The sequence below is a fragment of the Empedobacter sp. R750 genome (genome assembly GCF_030324345.1).
In the GTDB taxonomy this organism is placed as follows: domain Bacteria; phylum Bacteroidota; class Bacteroidia; order Flavobacteriales; family Weeksellaceae; genus Empedobacter; species Empedobacter falsenii_C.
Map to the genome: position 1 here is coordinate 56,667 of NZ_JACAGF010000006.1, position 18,758 is coordinate 75,424.

Genomic DNA, 18,758 nt, shown 5'->3' on the forward strand with positions numbered 1-18,758 from the left:
TGCGATCCGGACGGGACTCGAACCCGCGACCACTTGCGTGACAGGCAAGTATTCTAACCAACTGAACTACCGGATCAGAAAATTATAAATTGATATATTTTTTATGAATTTTTATAAAAAATTGCGATCCGGACGGGACTCGAACCCGCGACCACTTGCGTGACAGGCAAGTATTCTAACCAACTGAACTACCGGATCAAAATCTGTATCGATTTCGGATTGCAAATATAGGCGGTTTTCTGATAAAACCTAAACTTTTTTCAAAAAAAATCTCGGAAATTTTGCATCCGAGATTCTTTTATTTCAAAATCAGCGATTTAATTTATTATAAAATCGCGTTTAATTTTTCTACTAATTGCTCTTTTGGAACAACTCCAACAACTTTATCTACTACTTCTCCGTCTTTGAAGAATAAAATTGTAGGAATGTTACGGATTCCATATTTCGCAGCAACTTCTTGGTTTGTGTCTACATCAACTTTACCAATAACTGCTTTTCCTTGATATTCTGTAGCAAGCTCTTCCACAACTGGACCAACCATTCTACAAGGACCACACCAAACAGCCCAAAAATCAACCATTGCTGGTTTTCCTGACTCTATAATATCTGATGCAAATGATGCGTCTGTTACTTCTAATGCCATAATCTTATATTTTTTTATCTAATCTTAAGTTTACAAATCTACATAAAATTTTATTCTTGAAAAATTTCGTTCATATTATCTATCAATTATTGAATAGATGAAACGAATAATTAATTCAGTTTGAATGTAATTTCCTGCAATTCATCTAATTCTTTCAACAAATCTCGACAAATGTTAATTTTGATTTTACTTGCTGGTAAATCTAAATTATTCAAATAATCTTTTGGATCAATTAATTGAATTTTTAATAATTTATCTCCTTGATATTTGAACATAATATCTGATAATTTGCTAAATGTTTCTTCCGAAAATTCTGGAACTTCAATCTTCACCGTCATTTTTTCGGCTTGTTTTTCCACAATTTCATTCAACAACAAAATATTTGTGATGTTTTTATACACACGTCCTTGCGTTACATTTCCTTCTTTGTCTTTGAATTCTTTTTTCGAGATATTCAATTTCAAATTCAAGAACATATTTTCCTGCATAAAGTGTCTATATTTCATATAATCACTCCCAAAAACCATGATATCCATCGAATCTGTGTAATCGCTAAACGTAAAAATACCAAATTCGTTTCCATTTTTGGCAATTCTATGTTGAATATTTGACATCATTCCACAAATCGAAACTTCTTTGTTAACAAAATTATCTTCATTCGCATTGATATCAGAAATACTACAATTTGAAGCCATTTTCAATTCATGTTTGAAATCATCCAAAGGATGCGAAGAAATATAAATTCCGACAACTTCTTTCTCTTTCGACAAACGTTGTAACATATTCCATTTCTCACAATCTGGCAACATTGGAACCACATCTTCTACAACAGAATCTCCTCCAAAATCACCAAATAAAGAAGTTTGAGAAGAGTTTTTTTGCTCCTGATAATTTCCTCCATATTTGATTAATTTCTCCAAATTCGTCGTTGTATTATCGATAAAGAAATAACGTCCACGATGAAATTCGAACGAATCAAAACCTCCAGCCAAAACTAAGTTTTCAATTGTCTTTTTGTTCACCGTTCTTAATTCGACACGTTTCACAAAATCGTAAATATCTTTGAATGGACCATTTTCTTCACGTTCCGATATAATTGAATTTACCGCAGCATGTCCAACTCCTTTTACAGCGCCCATTCCGAAACGAATTTCATAATTTTCGTTCACGTTAAATTTTGTAATCGACTCGTTGATATCCGGTCCAAGAACCGCCAACCCCATGCGTTTACACTCTTCCATAAAGAAGGTAACTTGCTTGATATCATTCATATTATTTGAAAGAACAGCCGCCATATATTCGGCAGGATAATGCGCTTTCAAATAAGCCGTTTGGTACGCAACCCACGCATAACACGTCGAGTGCGATTTATTGAAGGCGTACGATGCAAAGGCTTCCCAGTCTGTCCAAACTTTTTCCAAAATCTTAGGATCATGCCCTTTTTCTGAAGCTTGTGCAACAAATTTTGGTTTCATTTTATCCAAGACAGCTTTTTGCTTTTTCCCCATTGCTTTACGCAAAACATCGGCATCACCTTTCGAGAAACCTGCTAATTTTTGCGAAAGCAACATTACTTGCTCCTGATAAACCGTAATTCCGTAAGTTTCTGATAAATATTCTTCCATCGCATCCAAATCGTACTGAATCGGTTCTTCACCATTTTTACGACGAACGAACGACGGAATATATTCGATAGGACCCGGACGATAAAGGGCATTCATGGCAATTAAATCGGCAAAAACTGTTGGACGCAAATCCTTCATGTATTTTTGCATTCCGGGAGACTCGTATTGGAAAACCCCAACCGTTTCACCACGCTGGAAAAGCTCATATGTTTTTTCGTCATCAATTGGAATTTCATCCGGATTAATTTCGATTCCTGTTCTCGCTTTTACTAATTTGATGGTATCTTTAATCAAGGTTAAGGTTTTCAACCCCAAAAAGTCCATCTTCAATAATCCGGCACTTTCTGCAACCGAGTTATCAAATTGTGTCACATATAAATCTGAATCTTTCGCCGTTGTTACAGGTACGAAATTCGTGATATCATCTGGCGTAATAATTACCCCACACGCGTGAATTCCTGTGTTACGAACAGAACCTTCTAAGATTTTTGCTTGCTGTATCGTTTCTGCAGCTAAATCATCTCCATTCGATAAACGTTTTAATTCGCTTACCGCATCAAATTCTTCTGGTTTTAAGGCTCCTTTTAATGCAGCTTCATCTAAATTGAAGATTTTAGATAACTTCATATTCGGAATCAAACCTGCAACACGATTGGCATCAAACAATGGTAAATCTAATACACGAGCCGTATCTTTTATCGAAGATTTCGCCGCCATTGTACCATACGTAATGATTTGCGCTACTTGATTTGCACCATATTTATCAATCACATAATCCATTACCAACGATCGACCTTCGTCATCAAAATCGATATCGATATCGGGCATAGATACACGGTCAGGATTCAGGAAACGCTCAAAAAGTAAATCGTACTGAATTGGATCTAAATTGGTAATCCACAAACAATATGCTACAGCAGAACCCGCAGCAGAACCACGTCCTGGACCAACAGAAACGCCCATTTCACGAGCTGCAGCAATGAAATCTTGTACAATCAAGAAATAACCAGGATAACCAGTTTTTTCAATTGTTGCTAATTCAAAATCTAAACGTTCTTTAATCTCATCTGTTAATTCGGGATAACGTATTTTGGCTCCTTCGTATGTCAAATGTTTTAGATAAGCATTTTCACCACGTTTTCCTCCGTCTTCATCGTCTTCTGCATGGTGAAACTCTTCTGGAATATCAAATTTTGGAAGTAATACATCGCGATAAAGCGTGTACTCTTCTATCTTATCAATAATTTCTTGTATATTAATAATCGCTTCTGGAACATCTTGAAACAATTGTTTCATTTCAGCTTCAGATTTGAAATAATATTCTTGATTTGGCAAACCAAAACGGTATCCACGACCACGACCAATCGGTGTAGATTGCTTTTCTGCATCGCGCACACACAATAAAATATCATGTGCATTCGAATCGTCTTGATTAATATAATACGTATTATTTGTCGCCACAACTTTTACATTGTGTTTTCGCGCAAATGCAAGCAAAGTCTGATTAACACGATCTTCATCTTCTTGTCCGTGACGCATCAATTCGATGTAAAAATCATCGCCAAATTGCTCTTTCCACCACAGTAAGGCTTCTTCGGCTTGCTTTTCACCAAGATTCAAAATTTTATTTGGAACTTCACCTTGTAAATTTCCAGATAAAACAATCAAATCTTCTTTATATTCTTCGATAATCGATTTATCAATTCGAGGCACATAGTAAAAACCATCTGTATACGCCTTCGACGCCATTTTTGCTAAATGATGATAACCATTTTTGTTCTTTGCAAAAACAACAATTTGATAACCATTATCTTTTTTAGATTTGTCTAAATGATTCTCACACACAAAAAATTCTGAACCAATAATTGGCGTAATCAATACTTCCGTTGGTTCTTTTCCTTCTTCAATTAATTCTGCATTCTTTTCTTTTGCTGCTTTGTTGTGATTCTGAACTGCCGCATTAAAATGGAATGCACACATCATATTTCCATGATCGGTAATCGCAACTGCAGGCATTTTATTTTTTGCTGCAGCGCTCACCAAATCACTTACAGAAATGGTTGATTGTAAAATTGAGAATTGTGTGTGATTATGTAAATGTGCAAATTTTGCTTTTTCAAACTGTGCTAAAACTTCTTCCGAAATTTCAACTACCTCATCATCTCCTCCTTCTTTGGCTTTTATTTTCGCAATTTCTTCCGAAGCCTTTTTAAGATTGACGTGATTTAGTCCAACTGGCTGAATATTTGTCTGATTAATTTCATTAAATCGAACAAAATAATCATCCTCAACTTCTAACTCGTTTTTTGTAAAAATACCTTTACGAATCAACTCGAAAAAACAACGCGTCGTTGCTTCCACATCGGCAGTTGCGTTATGCGCTTCGCCAAATGGAACACCAAAAAGATATTGATGCAACTCCGTTAACGTTGGTAATTTGTAACGACCTCCACGACCACCAGGAAGTTTCAATAACTCAGCAGTCACCTCGGTACAGGTATCCAAAACAGGTTTTTCGGCTAAATTATTCTCATAATTCAGACGATAAAATTCGGCTCCCATAATATTAATATCGAAACCTAAATTTTGTCCAACAATGAATTTAGCTTTACCTAAAACTTCGTTGAATTTATCTAAAACTTCTTTTAATGAAACACCTTTTTCGGTAGCCAAATCAGTCGAAATTCCGTGAATACGCTCAGAATCGTACGGAATATCAAAACCATCTGGACGAACCAAATAATCTTGATGTTCAATAATTTGTCCCATTTCATCGTGCAATTGCCAAGCGATTTGTATACAACGTGGCCAGTTGTCGGAGTCAGAAATCGGCGCATTCCAATCTTTCGGAAGACCAGTTGTCTCTGTATCGTATATTAAGTACATTGAGTTTTCGTTTGAATCTGTAAATTTACGAAATCTTAGCAGAAGATTTTCTTAAGATAAGTTAAGAAAGTTTTTATAGAAAATGTAATTTTATTAAAAGATATATATCCAATATGTTTTACGTTTATACTATTGCAATACCACTTTTGATTATTTTATCTTTTTATTACGTTGAACGAAAAATATTCAAAATAAATAACCTTCTCATTTTAGTTTTTTTATTCTGGCTATATTATATCGGTTTATATTTTTTAGAATATTTTAAAATTTTAGATGACTCTTGGATTTTATATTCTATTTTTTTCTTCTTGTTTCCAATCACTATTATTGTATTAATTATAAAAACTGTAATGATTATTCTAAATAATTTAAAAAAATAAATGAGACAAAAACTAATTTATATACTTTATTGGGCTGCAATTTTTACAGTTTCAATATCAATGTTTGTATATGGAATTTTGAAACCTACTCAATTTGCAAATACGAGTAACGCCATTAATAATCATCTTTCTGAAGGTCATCAATTAATGTGGAATTTTTATGGTTTTAGTAAAGGATATCCAATAATCATCGGAATTTTTGAAGTGATTGGTGCAATTACTTTACTTTTTAGAAGGACAAGAATTTTTGGATGTTTGTTATTAACCACAATTTTAGTTAATATTATTCTACAAGATTATTTCTATGAAATTTCAGCCTTAAGAATTTCGATTTATCTACAATTCTTCATCTTCATTATTTTAATAATTGATTTCAGAAAAGTTAAAGAAATATTTATAAAATTATTCGAAAATCAATCAACTGAAAAACCAAAATGGGTTTTAATTATCATTGCTTTTTTTATGGCGGTTTTTACTTATTTAGCTTTTATAAAATTATTTTAACAACAATTCATTAAAAATCAGCGGCATAATATTTGGAGCTTTATAGCTATAACCACAAAAAATATAAATTATGTTAGAAACTGATTACAAAAAATGTATCGAAGCTTGCTTAGAATGTTTAGTCATTTGTAAACAATGTGCCGTTGCATGTTTGAACGAAAAAGAAGTAGAACATTTGAAAAAATGTATTCAAACAAATTTAGAATGTGCTGCAATTTGTAACGCCGCTGTTGAAATAATGAGCTTGAATGGAAAGTTTAGCAAAGAATTATGTTCTATATGCGTCAAAGCGTGTGAAGCATGTGCCGAAGAATGCGAAATGCACGCCAAAATGGGTATGAAACATTGCGAAGAATGTGCAAAAGCTTGCCGCGAATGTGCTAAAATTTGTAAGGAAATGGCTGCTTAATCAAACCAAAAAAGATGAACTTAATTCAGTTCATCTTTTTCTAAAATTTCTTCGGATTCAAAACTCATTTTAAGTTTGATGAGTTCATCTTTTATATTTTCTAATCGCTTCACAACATCTATTTCATCCGTTGTTGTCGCAATTCCTTTTTTACCTATCGCTTGTTTCGCGCCTTCTAACGTATAGCCTTTTATTTTGACCAAATAATAGATATTCTTGAAACAATCAATATCATTTTTGGTAAATAATCGATTTCCTTTTTTATTCTTTTTGGGTTGAATAATTTCAAATTCTTTTTCCCAAAATCGAATCAACGATGCATTTACATCAAAGGCTTTGGCAACTTCGCCAATCGAGTAATATAGTTTATCAGGCAGGTCTACGTTCATTATCAGCGTTTAATCCAAAGATAATGACAATTTTTTAGAGTTTTGATAAATTTTAATGAAATCGTCTGGATCTACATCATTGTAGAAATACATAATCGGATCTACTGGTTCTCCATTCTTGTGAATTTCGTAATGTAAATGTGCTCCTGTCGACAATCCTGTCGTCCCAACATAACCAATTACATCACCTCTTTTCACTTTTTGTCCGCTACGAACTTTAGCACGAGACATGTGAGCATACAAACTTTCGTAACCATTTCCGTGTTTCAAAACCACCATATTTCCGTAACCCGAATTAAATTCAGAAACTTTTACAGAACCATCTCCAGTTGCATAAATTGGTGTTCCTGTAGAAGCAGCAAAATCTAAACCTTTGTGCATTTTATTCACTTTCAAAATCGGGTGAAAACGAGATCCATAACCAGAAGCTAATCTGCTTACATATTTATCTGCAACAGGTTTTAGAACTGGCATTGATGATAAATTCGCATCTTTTACACCAGCCGAACGAAACACTTCGTCCAACGATTTTGATTCAATTTCAATTTTATCGATTAATTTCTCAATATCTTCTGCTGTATAATTATCAATTTCTTTATTTACAGAATCGATGTTTTCATTTACACGCATATCATAAATTGTACGATAAATATTGCGATCTTTTTCTTCGATTTCTGTCAAAGCCTCTTCAACTTCTTTGAATTTTTTATGTAATTGCTGATTTTCATTTTCCATTCTTTCCAACTCAGCCAATAATTTGCTTTTGTCGTCTTTGAATTTTCCTGCTCTCGATGCGTATTCAGAATCATTAAAATGATATCCTATCATTCCAGCAGATATTGTCGATAGACATAAAAATAGTAATACGTATAATGCTGTTTTAGGAGTTTTTTGGACTCTTTTCTTCGCCCAACTCATCAAAAATTTCACAGAATTATACTTATAGTTTTTATTTTCCATTACTTAACCAACCTTTTATTATCTTTGTAAAACGTTTGCAAAGTAACGAATATTGTACGAGTAAACTTGTTAATCAAATGATAAAAATAATTTAATTAAATGAAATCCAAAGATATAAGAAAAGAATTTCTGCATTTTTTTGAGACAAAAGGCCACTTAATAGTAGACTCAGCGCCGATTGTTTTGAAAGACGATCCGACATTAATGTTCAATAATTCGGGGATGGCACAATTCAAAGAATATTTTTTAGGAAACGGAACTCCAAAAAGTAATCGTATCGCGGATACACAAAAATGTCTTCGTGTTTCTGGTAAACATAATGATTTGGATGATGTAGGAAAAGATACTTACCACCACACGATGTTCGAAATGTTAGGAAACTGGTCTTTTGGTGATTATTTCAAAAAAGAAGCAATCGCTTGGGCGTGGGAATTACTAACAGAAAAATACGGAATCTCTAAAGATCAAATTTATGTAACAGTTTTTGAAGGTGATAAAGGTGACGGAACATCATTAGATGAAGAAGCATTAGAACTTTGGAAACAACATATTGCTGAAGACAGAATTCTTTACGGAAATAAAAAAGATAATTTCTGGGAAATGGGTGATATCGGACCATGTGGACCATGTTCTGAAATTCATGTTGATATTCGTCCAGAAGCTGATCGTTTAGCTGTTGATGGTAAAACATTGGTTAATATGGATCATCCACAAGTTATCGAAATTTGGAACTTGGTATTTATGCAATACCAACGTAAAGCTGATGGTTCTTTAGAATCTTTACCAGCGCGACACATCGATACAGGAATGGGATTTGAGCGTTTAGCAATGGTTTTACAAGGAAAATCATCAAATTATGATACAGATGTTTTTCAACCAACAATTCAAAAATTAGAAGAAATTTCTGGTGTAAAATATGGCGCAGCAGAAAAAACAGATATCGCGATTCGTGTTGTAGTTGACCATTTACGTGCAGTTTCTTTTGCAATTGCAGACGGACAATTACCATCAAACACAGGAGCTGGATATGTAATTCGTCGTATTTTACGTCGTGCTATTTCTTATGGATATCGTTTCTTAGGTCTTAAAGAGCCTTTTATCTATAAATTATATCCAATCTTGAAAGCTGAAATGGGCGATTTCTTCCCAGAATTAGTAAAACAAGAAACAATTGTAACTGGCGTTATTCGTGAAGAAGAAGCATCTTTCTTACGTACAATTGAACAAGGATTAAATCGATTAAATCAAATCATTGAGCAATTAGGAGATTCTAAAATTGTTCCTGGTGATGTGATTTTCGAATTATATGACACGTTTGGTTTCCCTGCAGATTTATCTCGTATTGTAGCAGAAGATCACGGTTTCACAATTGACGAAGCTGGTTTTGAAGCTGAAATGGCGAAACAAAAAGAACGTTCGAAAAAAGCAACTGCTTTATTAACGGATGACTGGGTTATTTTAGATGATAAAGGAAACGAAACCTCTATCGCTTATGATAACACAGAAGCTGAAGTAAAAATTACACGTTACAGAAAAGTAAAAAATAAAAAAGGAGAATTTTTCCAATTAGTATTCAATCAAACGCCATTCTATGCAGAATCTGGAGGACAAATTGGTGATACAGGATCAATTTCTACTTTGAATGAAACAATTGAAGTTGTTGACACGAAAAAAGAAAATAACTTAGTAATTCATTTCGTTGAAACTTTACCAGAAAATGTAAACGCTACATTCAATGCGAAAGTTGACACAGAAAAACGTAATGAGACAACTAAAAATCACTCTGCAACACACTTAATGCACGAAGCTTTACGCGAAGTTTTAGGAACTCACGTAGAACAAAAAGGTTCTTATGTGGGAGATGATTATTTACGTTTTGATTTTTCTCATTTCTCTAAAATGACATATGAAGAAATCGCAATTGTTGAGCAAAAAGTAAACGATAAAATTGCGGAAGCTTTACCATTAATCGAAAAAAGAGATTGTGATATCAACGAAGCTATCGCTGATGGAGCTATGGCTTTATTCGGTGAAAAATATGGTGATAAAGTTCGTGTGATTCGTTTCGGATCTTCAATCGAATTATGTGGTGGTACGCACGTAAAAAACACAGCGGATATTCGTCTGTTCAGAATTTTATCTGAATCTTCGACTGCTGCTGGTATTCGTCGTATCGAAGCAATTACATCAAACAAAGCAATCGAAGCATACAAAGATGCGGAAAAAAACTACAATGATGTTTTAGCTGCACTTAAAACGAAAAATGATGCGGTAAAAGCGGTTCAACATTTATTAGATGAAAATGCTGAATTGAAAAAGCAATTAGAATCGTTTGTTGCGCAACAAGCTGCTGCTGAAAAAGCAACTTGGAAAGCTGCTGTTAAAGAGATTAACGGTGTTAATTTCTTAGCGGTTAAAACGAATTTAGATACAAATGCAGCAAAACAAAATGCAATTGATTTGACAAAAGAAATCGAAAATGCATTTATCGTTGTTGGTACGAATGATGCAGTAAAACCATCGATTACAATTTCTATCGCGAAAAACCTTGTAGATGATAAAGGTTATAATGCAGGACAAATTGTAAAAGAAATCGCGAAACACATCAACGGTGGCGGAGGTGGACAAGCCTTTTTAGCTACTGCAGGTGGTAAAGAAGTTTCTGGATTAGATGCTGCACTAAAACAAGCAGAAGATTTTGTTAAATAACAAATCTCGATCATAATATTTAAAAGCGACTTGGTTTATCAAGTCGCTTTTTTTATTTTTATAATTCTATTTAGAATTAACACTTTTAACTTTTTTAATCTTGAAAGACATCAAATTATTGATTGCCGTAAGTATAGTTGCAATTGTTTGGGGAACAACTTTTCTCGGAATTCGTGTAGCTGTAGAAACTATTCCAGGTTGGTTTGTAGCTGGAATTCGTCAATTTTTGGCAGGGCTAATTATGCTAATTATTTTACTTTCGAAAAAGGAATTAAAATGGATTGGCTGGAAAAGTTTGTCTTATCAACTTATATTTTCAAGTTTGATGTTAATCGCTGCAAATGGTTTAACTACTGTTGCAGAAGAAAATTTATCGAGTAGTTTAGCTGCATTAATTAGCGCAACCTCACCTATTCTCGTTTTTTTAGGAAGTATTTTTATTGGCTTACAAAAATTCAGTTACCGCGGATTATTAGGCGTTTTACTTTGTTTTGGAGGTGTAATTTTTATATTTTGGGATGGAATTCAAGAATTAGCAAATCCAGCATATAAAACAGGAATTATTTTACTTTTTTGTGCGATTACAAGTTGGGCAACAGGAACTATTTTCACAAAAAAAATGAATATTCAATCCAAAAATATTTCTCTCAATCTTTTTTACCAATTTATATTTGCTGGAATTGTACAAATTGTTTTTGCTTTCGCTTTTATAGAAAATTATAATTTCGAGAATTGGAGTACAAAAAGTATTTCTGCCATGCTTTATTTAGCTGTTTTTGGTTCTGTGATTACGTTTTTTTCATTTCATTATGCATTGACCAAAATTTCGCCTATACAAGTTTCTATTCTTTCTTATTTCAATACAATTATTGCAATTATTTTGGGTTGGTTAATTCTTGACGAACAAATTTCATCAAAGTTTATTGTCGCTACAATTCTTATTATTTGTGGTGTTTTTATTACAAACTACAAACCTGAAATGTTCAAAACTAAACGTTTAAAAACAGATTAAGAGTTGCGTAGTAAAATTTTTCTTAATATTTTTAATTAAACTAAACTACCTCATTATGATCGACTGGTACAAAAAAGTAGTTTTCGAGAACTACGCTAACTTCTCGGGAAGAGCCCGCAGAAGCGAATATTGGTATTATACATTATGTAATGTTATCATTTCATTTGTAATGTATATTCTAGTTATTATCTCTGTAGCTATTGGAAGCGACGGAGAAAGTCCTGGAATTTTATTTTACTTAATTTATGGAATTTTAATGTTGTATGCATTAGCAACTTTTATCCCTTCTTTAGCAGTTGTTGTAAGACGATTACACGACACAGGAAAAAGTGGTTGGTATTATTTAATTGGTTTAATTCCTCTTGTGGGAGCTATTTTATTAATAATAGCATTAGTTACAGATAGCCAACCAGGTTCTAATCAATGGGGACCAAACCCAAAAGAAACTGATGATTCTATCAACGAAATAGGAAACGATTTAATCGAAAGATATTAAAATTAAAAAGCGAGATTAATTCTCGCTTTTTAATTGGATTAATTTTATCCATTGTTTTAGATTATATCGTCTAAAAATTCCTAAATAACGTTGATTAAAAGAGTTCACCCAAATCGAATTGTCTTCACAATAAATCACAACTGTTTCGATATAATCTCTTCTTCGGTAATTGTATTTATAAAAAATATTTCGTTCCGAATATTCAAAAAGAAACAAACCTTGTTCATCCAACGATTCGGTAAAATTAAGTTGTCGCTGAGCTAATTCTTTGATTAAATTAATATTCTCACTTAACGATTTTGATGTTTTAATTTCTACAAAAAATCTATCATTAATTGTCGTTATTATTCGGATTCCAAAAATTACAATCATTGAAATAAAAATAATATTGATTTCACTTGATGCATAAGCGAAAAACAAAATAAGTAAAAACATTAAACCTAAATCTAAATAATTCCAAATTTCGAAAGGCAGAAAATATTTATCACCAACCTTTTTGAGTTTCGTTTTATGATGAAATGTGGAAAGATTATTTGTGTTCATAACTTTGGATTTACTTTAAAAATAAGAAATATTATCGAATTGAAATAATCGTAAATGAATAATAATTAATGCATTTTATTAAAACAAGAAATTTTAATCATAAAACATAAACATTCGAATCATTTTTGTAATTTTGCACCTCAAAAATTAAGTAATAAATACAATTCAATAAAATGGCAAACATTACATTCACAATGATTAAGCCTGATGCAGTTGCAAAAGGACACATCGGAGATATTTTAAAAGACATTACTGACGCTGGTTTCAAAATCAAAGCGGCTAAAATGACTCAGTTAGCAAAACAAGATGCTGAAGCATTTTACGCTATCCACGCAGAGCGTCCTTTCTTCAAGGATTTAGTAGAATTCATGACTTCTGGACCAATCGTTGCTGCAGTTTTAGAAAAAGACAACGCAGTTGCTGATTTCCGTACTTTAATCGGTGCTACTAACCCAGCTGAGGCTGCTGAAGGTACAATCCGTGCTAAATACGCTGAATCTATCGATGCTAACGCTGTTCACGGTTCTGATTCTGACGAAAATGCTGCTATTGAAGCTGCTTTCCACTTTGCTGCGAAAGAAATTTTCTAATCGAATAAGATTACAAAACATTATACAAATCCTTCTGAAAATATTCGGAAGGATTTTTTTTGGCTCAAAATTTACTTACCTTTAAATCAAATTCTAAAATATGAAAAAAATAATTTTAGCCACATTTACAATCGCAGCTTTCGTTGTGTCAAGTTGTAAAAGCGAAACAGAACCTGTAAAAAATGAAGTAGAAAATGTAGAAGATTCAGTAAAAGTTGAAGCAAAAACTGCCGAAGAATCTATTCAATACGAAGGAGCTTACAAAGGAATTTTACCTTGTTACGAGAAAGATTGCAAAGAGGTTGAAATGGAAATAAAATTATTGCCAAACAAAGGATATGTTTATTCTACAAAACGTTTGGGGTTAGATAAAATGGCCATTATGACAACTGGAACTTTTCAGTTTAAAGAAGATGGAAATACAATTGTTTTTCCTGAAATTGCCAATGTTCCGAATGCTTTTTTAGTTGAAGAAGGAAAAATTATTCAGTTAGATAAAAATCAAAAGAAAATCGAATCGGCTGATTCTGCTAAATTTGTTTTGACAAAAGAAAAATAGATAAAAAGGTTTCGTAATGAAACCTTTTTTTTATTGTAATAATTTTAGATTTTTTGATAAGCTGAAATAAATTCAGTTTGATATCTATTCAAATACTCTACCTCAACTCCAATCGACAAACAAAGTTTACTTTTTCTTGATTGATGATTTTAAACTGAATTAAATGTTCAGTTTCTAATTTCTGGATTTCTATTTCGTCGTTTAAACTTAATTCTTTTAAGAAATTCATATCAATCGCTTTGATACGATGTTTTAATGTAATTTCAGGATCAATAGTATTCAAGCACCAATCCAAATATTTGGTGTTATTGGCGTGTTTTACGATATCCAAATCAGAGAATTGAACTTTATACTGAATAACTTCTGTTGGTTCAAAATCAATGTTCAAAATCGAATTCTCGATTTCTGTTGGTTTTAGATTAGGAAATCGTTCAATGTGAGATGAATCAAGTTGAAGAATATCCGGACGACGTTTTTCTGTATTGAAAACCGCCCACAAGCTTGAAGCTCCAATTAATTTTTTTCCATTTTTCTCAATCGTAAAATCACGAATAGATTTTGCACCTTTCAGCACCTCAATCCACGTTTTTACATCAACAAAATCTGTCCAAGAAGGTAATTCATCAATTTCTATTCGAAGTCGATTCATTACCCAAGATTGATTAAATTCTTGTAAATCAAAGAATCCCAAACCTCCTTTTATCGCATGTTCTGAAGCTGTTAATTGAAAAAGATTTGCCATTTCAGACAATTTCATTTTACCTGTCGGATCACATTGAGAAAAATAAATTTCCCAATTTTTCGTATAAATTGATTTAAAATCTTCTGCTATTGGCATCGATAAAGCTTTGAATCTATTATGCTGAAATTATTTACCTAATTTCTTTTTCATATCCGCCATCATAACCGCAGCTACACCAGCTTCAACTCCTTTATTTCCATGTTTTCCGCCAGAACGATCAATTGATTGCTGTTCATTTTCGTCCGTTAAAACACAAAAAATAATTGGCATATTGTGTTTGATATTCAAATCTTTTACACCTTGTGTCACACCTTGACAAACATAATCAAAATGCGCTGTTGCTCCACGAATCACACATCCAACAACGATAATTCCGTCCAAATTTGGATGGGTTTGCGCCACTTTATCTGCTCCATAAATCAATTCAAAACTACCAGGAACTTGATATAATGTAACATCGTCAGGATTTGCACCCAAATCAATCAATGTGTCTTTTGCTCCATCGCGCAAATTAAATGTGATATGATTATTCCATTCAGATGTAATGATTGCAAACTTAGAGCCCGCTACATTTGGTAATTCTGCTTTATTATATTGAGATAAATTTTTATTTTCTGTTGCCATTTTGTTTAAAATTTGAATGGTAAAATTACAAAAATGATTTAGGATAAACTTTGATTTGAGTCAATAAAAAAAGCCGAACAACTTGTTCGGCTTTTAATTATCTTTTGAAGTGAATTATTTCGCAGTTTCAGAAGCGTATTTTAAACGCTCAATAAACTTCGCAGTTTCACCATTATTCGCATTTGGATATTTATCCTCTAAAGCTTGAAAATATTTTAAAGCATCAGCATCTTTACCTAATTCCATTGCAATTTCACCTGCCTTTGTGTAGTAAGTTGATTGTAAAGTTTCAACTTCTGTCGCTTCAGCAGCTTTTACATAGTAAGGTAAACCTTCTTCCAATTTGTTAGAAGCAACTAATGCATTTCCTAACATACCATATTTTTGCGCTAACATTACATTGTCATCAGTGTCAAAATCTTCTAATAATTTTACAGCAGATGCGTAATCTCCTAATTTATAATAAGAACTTGCCGCTTTGAAACGTGCTAAATTACCCGCATCAGTATTTCCATATTCATCAACAATTTGTTGTAAACCTTGGAAGCTTCCTGCGCTACCATTAAGAGCGACGTTAATAGAATCTTGATCGAAAAGACGTTCTGCTTGAACCATTTCTTTGAAAGCGTCATCCGATTTAGGTTCTACGACTAATTTTAAGTAAGCAAAATAACCTAAAACAGCTACAATAATTACTCCTAAACCAATACCAATTGCTTTAGCATATTTTTCAACAAAGAACTCTACGTTGAAAGCTGTTCTATCTAATTTTTCTACGAATTGCTCTGTTGCGAATTCTTCTTTTTTATTATTTTTTGCCATTTTAATAATTTACGAGGTTGCAAAAATACAATTTGGAACAAATATATCCAATAAATTTATTTACAAACAACCTTTTAGAATAAATATGCTACTGATAAGTTCAACATTTGTGGACGATTTTCTGTTCTATATTGTCCTTTTGATCCATTCAAAATGTCAGATCCAACTTTTCCTAAACCGAATTCGTAACGTAAATCGAATAATAATTTAGAAACTTCCACACCTGCACCAATTTGCATTCCGACATTAAATTCGTCTTGTTTTGCAGTTGTAAAATCTTTTACAGATAATTTATCATCAAAATAGTATGAGAAAACTGGTCCTGCTTGAACGTGTCCGATTCCTAAAAATCTTTTTCCAACATTTACAGGAATATCTAAACGTTTTTTAGTTACATCAAGATTTTGTCCATCAACATCATATTCGTTTTTGAATTGCGTATACAATAACTCTGGCTGAATGTAAATTCCTGCTAAAGAAACGCGCGCTAAAGCACCCGCTTGAAATCCAGCAGAAGCTTTTCCATCTCTCTTGAAAATATTTCCATCATCTTGCCAAACTTTTCCTTTATCTGTATTGAAAACAGCTCCACCTTTGATACCAAAATCGATATTTTGTGCTGTAGCAAAATTTGCAGCTAAACCTACAATTGCAGTTAAAATTAATTTTTTCATAGAATTTTTATTTTTATTGATTTATTGTTGCTCTTTTAATAAGGCTTCTCTTAATTTCTTGAAAAGATTTGACGAATATACAAAATCAATTACATTTGGATTATCAGCCACCAAAATCTCCTCTTTTGTACCTTCCCATTCCAAGAAACCATTTTTTAAGAAAACAATATGATCTCCAATTTCCATCACCGAGTTCATATCGTGTGTATTTACAACGGTTGTTGTGTTATATTCTTTTGTGATATCATAAATTAATTGGTCGATAACTAAAGCCGTTTTTGGGTCAAGACCAGAGTTTGGTTCATCAGCAAATAAATATTTTGGATTATTTACAATCGCACGCGCAATTGCCACACGTTTTTGCATTCCTCCAGATATTTCTGACGGATATTTTTTAAGTGCTGTACGAGCTATTTCTACACGGTCTAACACTTCACGTGCACGTTTTTCGGCATCTGCATTTGACATATCCGAAAACATTTGCAATGGAAATTTTACATTTTCGACAATATTCATCGTATCATACAAAGCCGAACCTTGAAAAACTACTCCAATTTCTGAACGTAAACGTTGTTTTTCTTTGTAATCAAACTCGATCATATTATCTCCTTCGTACAAAATTTGACCTGAAGTTGGCGTTAATAATCCAATCAAATTTTTCAAAAAAACAGTTTTTCCAGAACCACTTTGACCAATAATCAAACTAACTTTTCCTTTCTCGAAAGTGACAGAAAAACCTTTCAGTACTTCTACTGCATCAAATGATTTTCTGATATCTTTTACCTCAATCATTAGCTCAAAATTGTTTGTGTTAATATTAAATTGATCACAATAATTGCTACTGATGTCCATACAACAGCTGTTGTTGCAGAACGACCAACTTCTAACGAACCTCCTTTTACTTTATAACCATAATATGCCGGAATTGTTGCGATAACAAACGCGAATACCATTGTTTTAAGGAATGTATAGACAAACAATTTTGTTGCCATATTCATTTGTAAACCTGTAATAAAATCGGCTGCAGACCATAGTTTTGTAAAAACACCAATGTAGTAACCTCCTAATAATCCAAATCCGATAGAAATCATAACCAATAAAGGATTGAAAAATACACAGGCGATAATTTTTGGTAAAATCAAGAAGTTTGCAGAATTGATCCCCATTACATCTAACGCGTCAATTTGTTCTGTAACACGCATAGTTCCGATACTCGATGCGATGTACGAACCTACTTTACCAACTAAAATTAGCGACATAATGGTTGGGGAAAACTCTAACACCAAAACCACTTTGGTCGCATAACCAATGTAAGCATCTGGAACAGGAATAGACGCTCCCTGAAAGTTTTGCGCCATTTGTATTGCTACAACTGCACCCATAAATGTTGAGATAAAGGTTACAATTCCCAAAGAGTTGACACCTAAATCATATATTTCTCTAACGGTCAATTTCCAGAAAACGCTCAATTTTTGAGGTTTGCTAAATACTTTACCCATAAGCATAAAGTATGACCCTAAATTTTCGATTAGTTTCATTACGACAAAATTAATATTTTTATTGGAAAGGCTTTTTATTTATCTTGCACAATGTGAATTTAGAACATTTAACTTCTTATCTCCCTCATAATGCAGACTTGTATGTAAAAAAGTGGTTAGAAAATCATTTTATAACGTTAAAAATTACAAGAAGACGTGAAACTAAGTTGGGAGATTATCGCAAATTGGTCGAAAATAATCGTCATCAAATTACAGTGAATGGCGACTTAAATCAGTATGCTTTCTTTTTTGTTTTTACACATGAAGTGGCGCATCTCAAAACTTTTGTACAGTTTGATTCGCGTAAAATAAATCCGCATGGAAAAGAATGGAAAACCATTTTTGGGCATTTATTATTAGAATCTCTTCACGTTTATCCCGAAGAATTGCAACCGTATATTCTTCATCATGCCAAACATCCAAAGGCAAGTTTAGGAGCGGATGTTAATATCTCAAAATATATTATAGATGATAAAAATCCTGCTCAAATTTATCTTGAAGATTTGGAGGATGGCACAATATTTTCGATTGGAAAAAGAATCTTTAAAAAAGAATCTAAACGAAAATTAAGGTATCTTTGTTTAGAGTTGAAAACCAAGAAAAAATATTTGATAAACGCAACTGCAACTGTAAATAAACTTTAAAAGACAATC

General features: G+C 32.7%; 19 protein-coding genes and 2 tRNA genes. 8 read left to right on the forward strand and 13 right to left on the reverse strand.

The genetic code is table 11. The annotated features are described in order from the left end of the window. Window positions 1-2: 2 nt before the first annotated feature. From HXZ74_RS07825 to dnaE, 4 genes are all read right to left on the reverse strand, one after another. Window positions 3-76, reverse strand: a tRNA-Asp gene (locus HXZ74_RS07825). A 48-nt stretch (window positions 77-124) separates the two neighbouring features. Next, window positions 125-198 (reverse strand) — tRNA-Asp (locus tag HXZ74_RS07830). Between the two features lie 127 nt (window positions 199-325). Continuing rightward, on the reverse strand, window positions 326-643 hold the full coding sequence (trxA, locus tag HXZ74_RS07835; protein ID WP_038331009.1) for a thioredoxin: 318 nt from the start codon (window positions 641-643) through the stop codon (window positions 326-328). Between the two features lie 110 nt (window positions 644-753). Further along, a complete protein-coding gene (gene dnaE, locus HXZ74_RS07840; RefSeq protein WP_286474735.1) occupies window positions 754-5,154 on the reverse strand; it encodes a DNA polymerase III subunit alpha in 4,401 nt (1,466 codons plus the stop codon). Window positions 5,155-5,534: 380 nt separating this feature from the next. On the opposite strand from dnaE, the gene HXZ74_RS07845 reads away from it, so the two are divergent. Both HXZ74_RS07845 and HXZ74_RS07850 read left to right on the forward strand, forming a co-directional pair. Further along, window positions 5,535-6,038 (forward strand): hypothetical protein, encoded by a 504-nt coding sequence (locus HXZ74_RS07845; protein WP_286474738.1) that lies wholly within the window; start codon window positions 5,535-5,537, stop codon window positions 6,036-6,038. 70 nt (window positions 6,039-6,108) lie between these two features. Next, window positions 6,109-6,447, forward strand: coding sequence for a four-helix bundle copper-binding protein (locus HXZ74_RS07850; protein ID WP_286474740.1), 339 nt, complete (start codon window positions 6,109-6,111; stop codon window positions 6,445-6,447). Between the two features lie 20 nt (window positions 6,448-6,467). Here HXZ74_RS07850 and HXZ74_RS07855 read toward each other — a convergent pair whose 3' ends face one another. Both HXZ74_RS07855 and HXZ74_RS07860 read right to left on the reverse strand, forming a co-directional pair. Then, window positions 6,468-6,836, reverse strand: coding sequence for a MerR family transcriptional regulator (locus HXZ74_RS07855; protein ID WP_038331000.1), 369 nt, complete (start codon window positions 6,834-6,836; stop codon window positions 6,468-6,470). Between the two features lie 9 nt (window positions 6,837-6,845). Then, a complete protein-coding gene (locus HXZ74_RS07860; RefSeq protein ID WP_038330999.1) occupies window positions 6,846-7,796 on the reverse strand; it encodes a M23 family metallopeptidase in 951 nt (316 codons plus the stop codon). A gap of 99 nt (window positions 7,797-7,895) precedes the next feature. Here HXZ74_RS07860 and alaS point away from each other — a divergent pair, with 99 nt between their 5' ends. The 3 genes from alaS to HXZ74_RS07875 all read left to right on the forward strand — a co-directional run bounded on the left by alaS (window position 7,896) and on the right by HXZ74_RS07875 (window position 12,013). Further along, entirely contained in the window at window positions 7,896-10,505 is a 2,610-nt protein-coding gene (gene alaS / locus HXZ74_RS07865) for an alanine--tRNA ligase (protein WP_286474741.1), read from the forward strand. Between the two features lie 100 nt (window positions 10,506-10,605). Further along, window positions 10,606-11,517: a DMT family transporter gene (locus HXZ74_RS07870; protein ID WP_286474743.1), complete on the forward strand. Its 912-nt coding sequence runs from the start codon at window positions 10,606-10,608 to the stop codon at window positions 11,515-11,517. Window positions 11,518-11,572: 55 nt separating this feature from the next. Then, window positions 11,573-12,013 (forward strand): DUF805 domain-containing protein, encoded by a 441-nt coding sequence (locus HXZ74_RS07875; RefSeq protein WP_114998800.1) that lies wholly within the window; start codon window positions 11,573-11,575, stop codon window positions 12,011-12,013. A 15-nt stretch (window positions 12,014-12,028) separates the two neighbouring features. Here HXZ74_RS07875 and HXZ74_RS07880 read toward each other — a convergent pair whose 3' ends face one another. Then, complete coding sequence (locus HXZ74_RS07880; RefSeq protein ID WP_038330992.1) at window positions 12,029-12,556, reverse strand: hypothetical protein; 528 nt, start codon at window positions 12,554-12,556, stop codon at window positions 12,029-12,031. A gap of 173 nt (window positions 12,557-12,729) precedes the next feature. Here HXZ74_RS07880 and HXZ74_RS07885 point away from each other — a divergent pair, with 173 nt between their 5' ends. Both HXZ74_RS07885 and HXZ74_RS07890 read left to right on the forward strand, forming a co-directional pair. Beyond that, window positions 12,730-13,146 carry a nucleoside-diphosphate kinase gene (locus HXZ74_RS07885; protein ID WP_038330990.1) on the forward strand — a complete coding sequence of 139 codons (417 nt, stop codon included), beginning with the start codon at window positions 12,730-12,732 and terminating at the stop codon, window positions 13,144-13,146. A 100-nt stretch (window positions 13,147-13,246) separates the two neighbouring features. Continuing rightward, window positions 13,247-13,705, forward strand: coding sequence for a copper resistance protein NlpE (locus HXZ74_RS07890; protein WP_280061769.1), 459 nt, complete (start codon window positions 13,247-13,249; stop codon window positions 13,703-13,705). A 97-nt stretch (window positions 13,706-13,802) separates the two neighbouring features. Here HXZ74_RS07890 and HXZ74_RS07895 read toward each other — a convergent pair whose 3' ends face one another. The 6 genes from HXZ74_RS07895 to HXZ74_RS07920 form a co-directional block, all read right to left on the reverse strand. Further along, a complete protein-coding gene (locus tag HXZ74_RS07895; RefSeq protein ID WP_114998796.1) occupies window positions 13,803-14,543 on the reverse strand; it encodes an acyl-[acyl-carrier-protein] thioesterase in 741 nt (246 codons plus the stop codon). A 30-nt stretch (window positions 14,544-14,573) separates the two neighbouring features. Continuing rightward, window positions 14,574-15,071 (reverse strand): 6,7-dimethyl-8-ribityllumazine synthase, encoded by a 498-nt coding sequence (ribH, locus tag HXZ74_RS07900; RefSeq protein ID WP_114998794.1) that lies wholly within the window; start codon window positions 15,069-15,071, stop codon window positions 14,574-14,576. A gap of 114 nt (window positions 15,072-15,185) precedes the next feature. Further along, window positions 15,186-15,893: a tetratricopeptide repeat protein gene (locus HXZ74_RS07905; RefSeq protein WP_280045471.1), complete on the reverse strand. Its 708-nt coding sequence runs from the start codon at window positions 15,891-15,893 to the stop codon at window positions 15,186-15,188. Window positions 15,894-15,967: 74 nt separating this feature from the next. Continuing rightward, window positions 15,968-16,567, reverse strand: coding sequence for a porin family protein (locus HXZ74_RS07910; protein ID WP_286474745.1), 600 nt, complete (start codon window positions 16,565-16,567; stop codon window positions 15,968-15,970). Window positions 16,568-16,588: 21 nt separating this feature from the next. Continuing rightward, window positions 16,589-17,359 carry an ABC transporter ATP-binding protein gene (locus HXZ74_RS07915; RefSeq protein ID WP_280045469.1) on the reverse strand — a complete coding sequence of 257 codons (771 nt, stop codon included), beginning with the start codon at window positions 17,357-17,359 and terminating at the stop codon, window positions 16,589-16,591. Then, a complete protein-coding gene (locus tag HXZ74_RS07920; protein WP_125349550.1) occupies window positions 17,359-18,105 on the reverse strand; it encodes an MlaE family ABC transporter permease in 747 nt (248 codons plus the stop codon). The genes HXZ74_RS07915 and HXZ74_RS07920 overlap by 1 nt, the downstream gene beginning before the upstream one ends. Window positions 18,106-18,158: 53 nt before the next feature. On the opposite strand from HXZ74_RS07920, the gene HXZ74_RS07925 reads away from it, so the two are divergent. After that, entirely contained in the window at window positions 18,159-18,749 is a 591-nt protein-coding gene (locus HXZ74_RS07925; RefSeq protein ID WP_038331159.1) for a SprT-like domain-containing protein, read from the forward strand. Window positions 18,750-18,758: the final 9 nt, after the last annotated feature.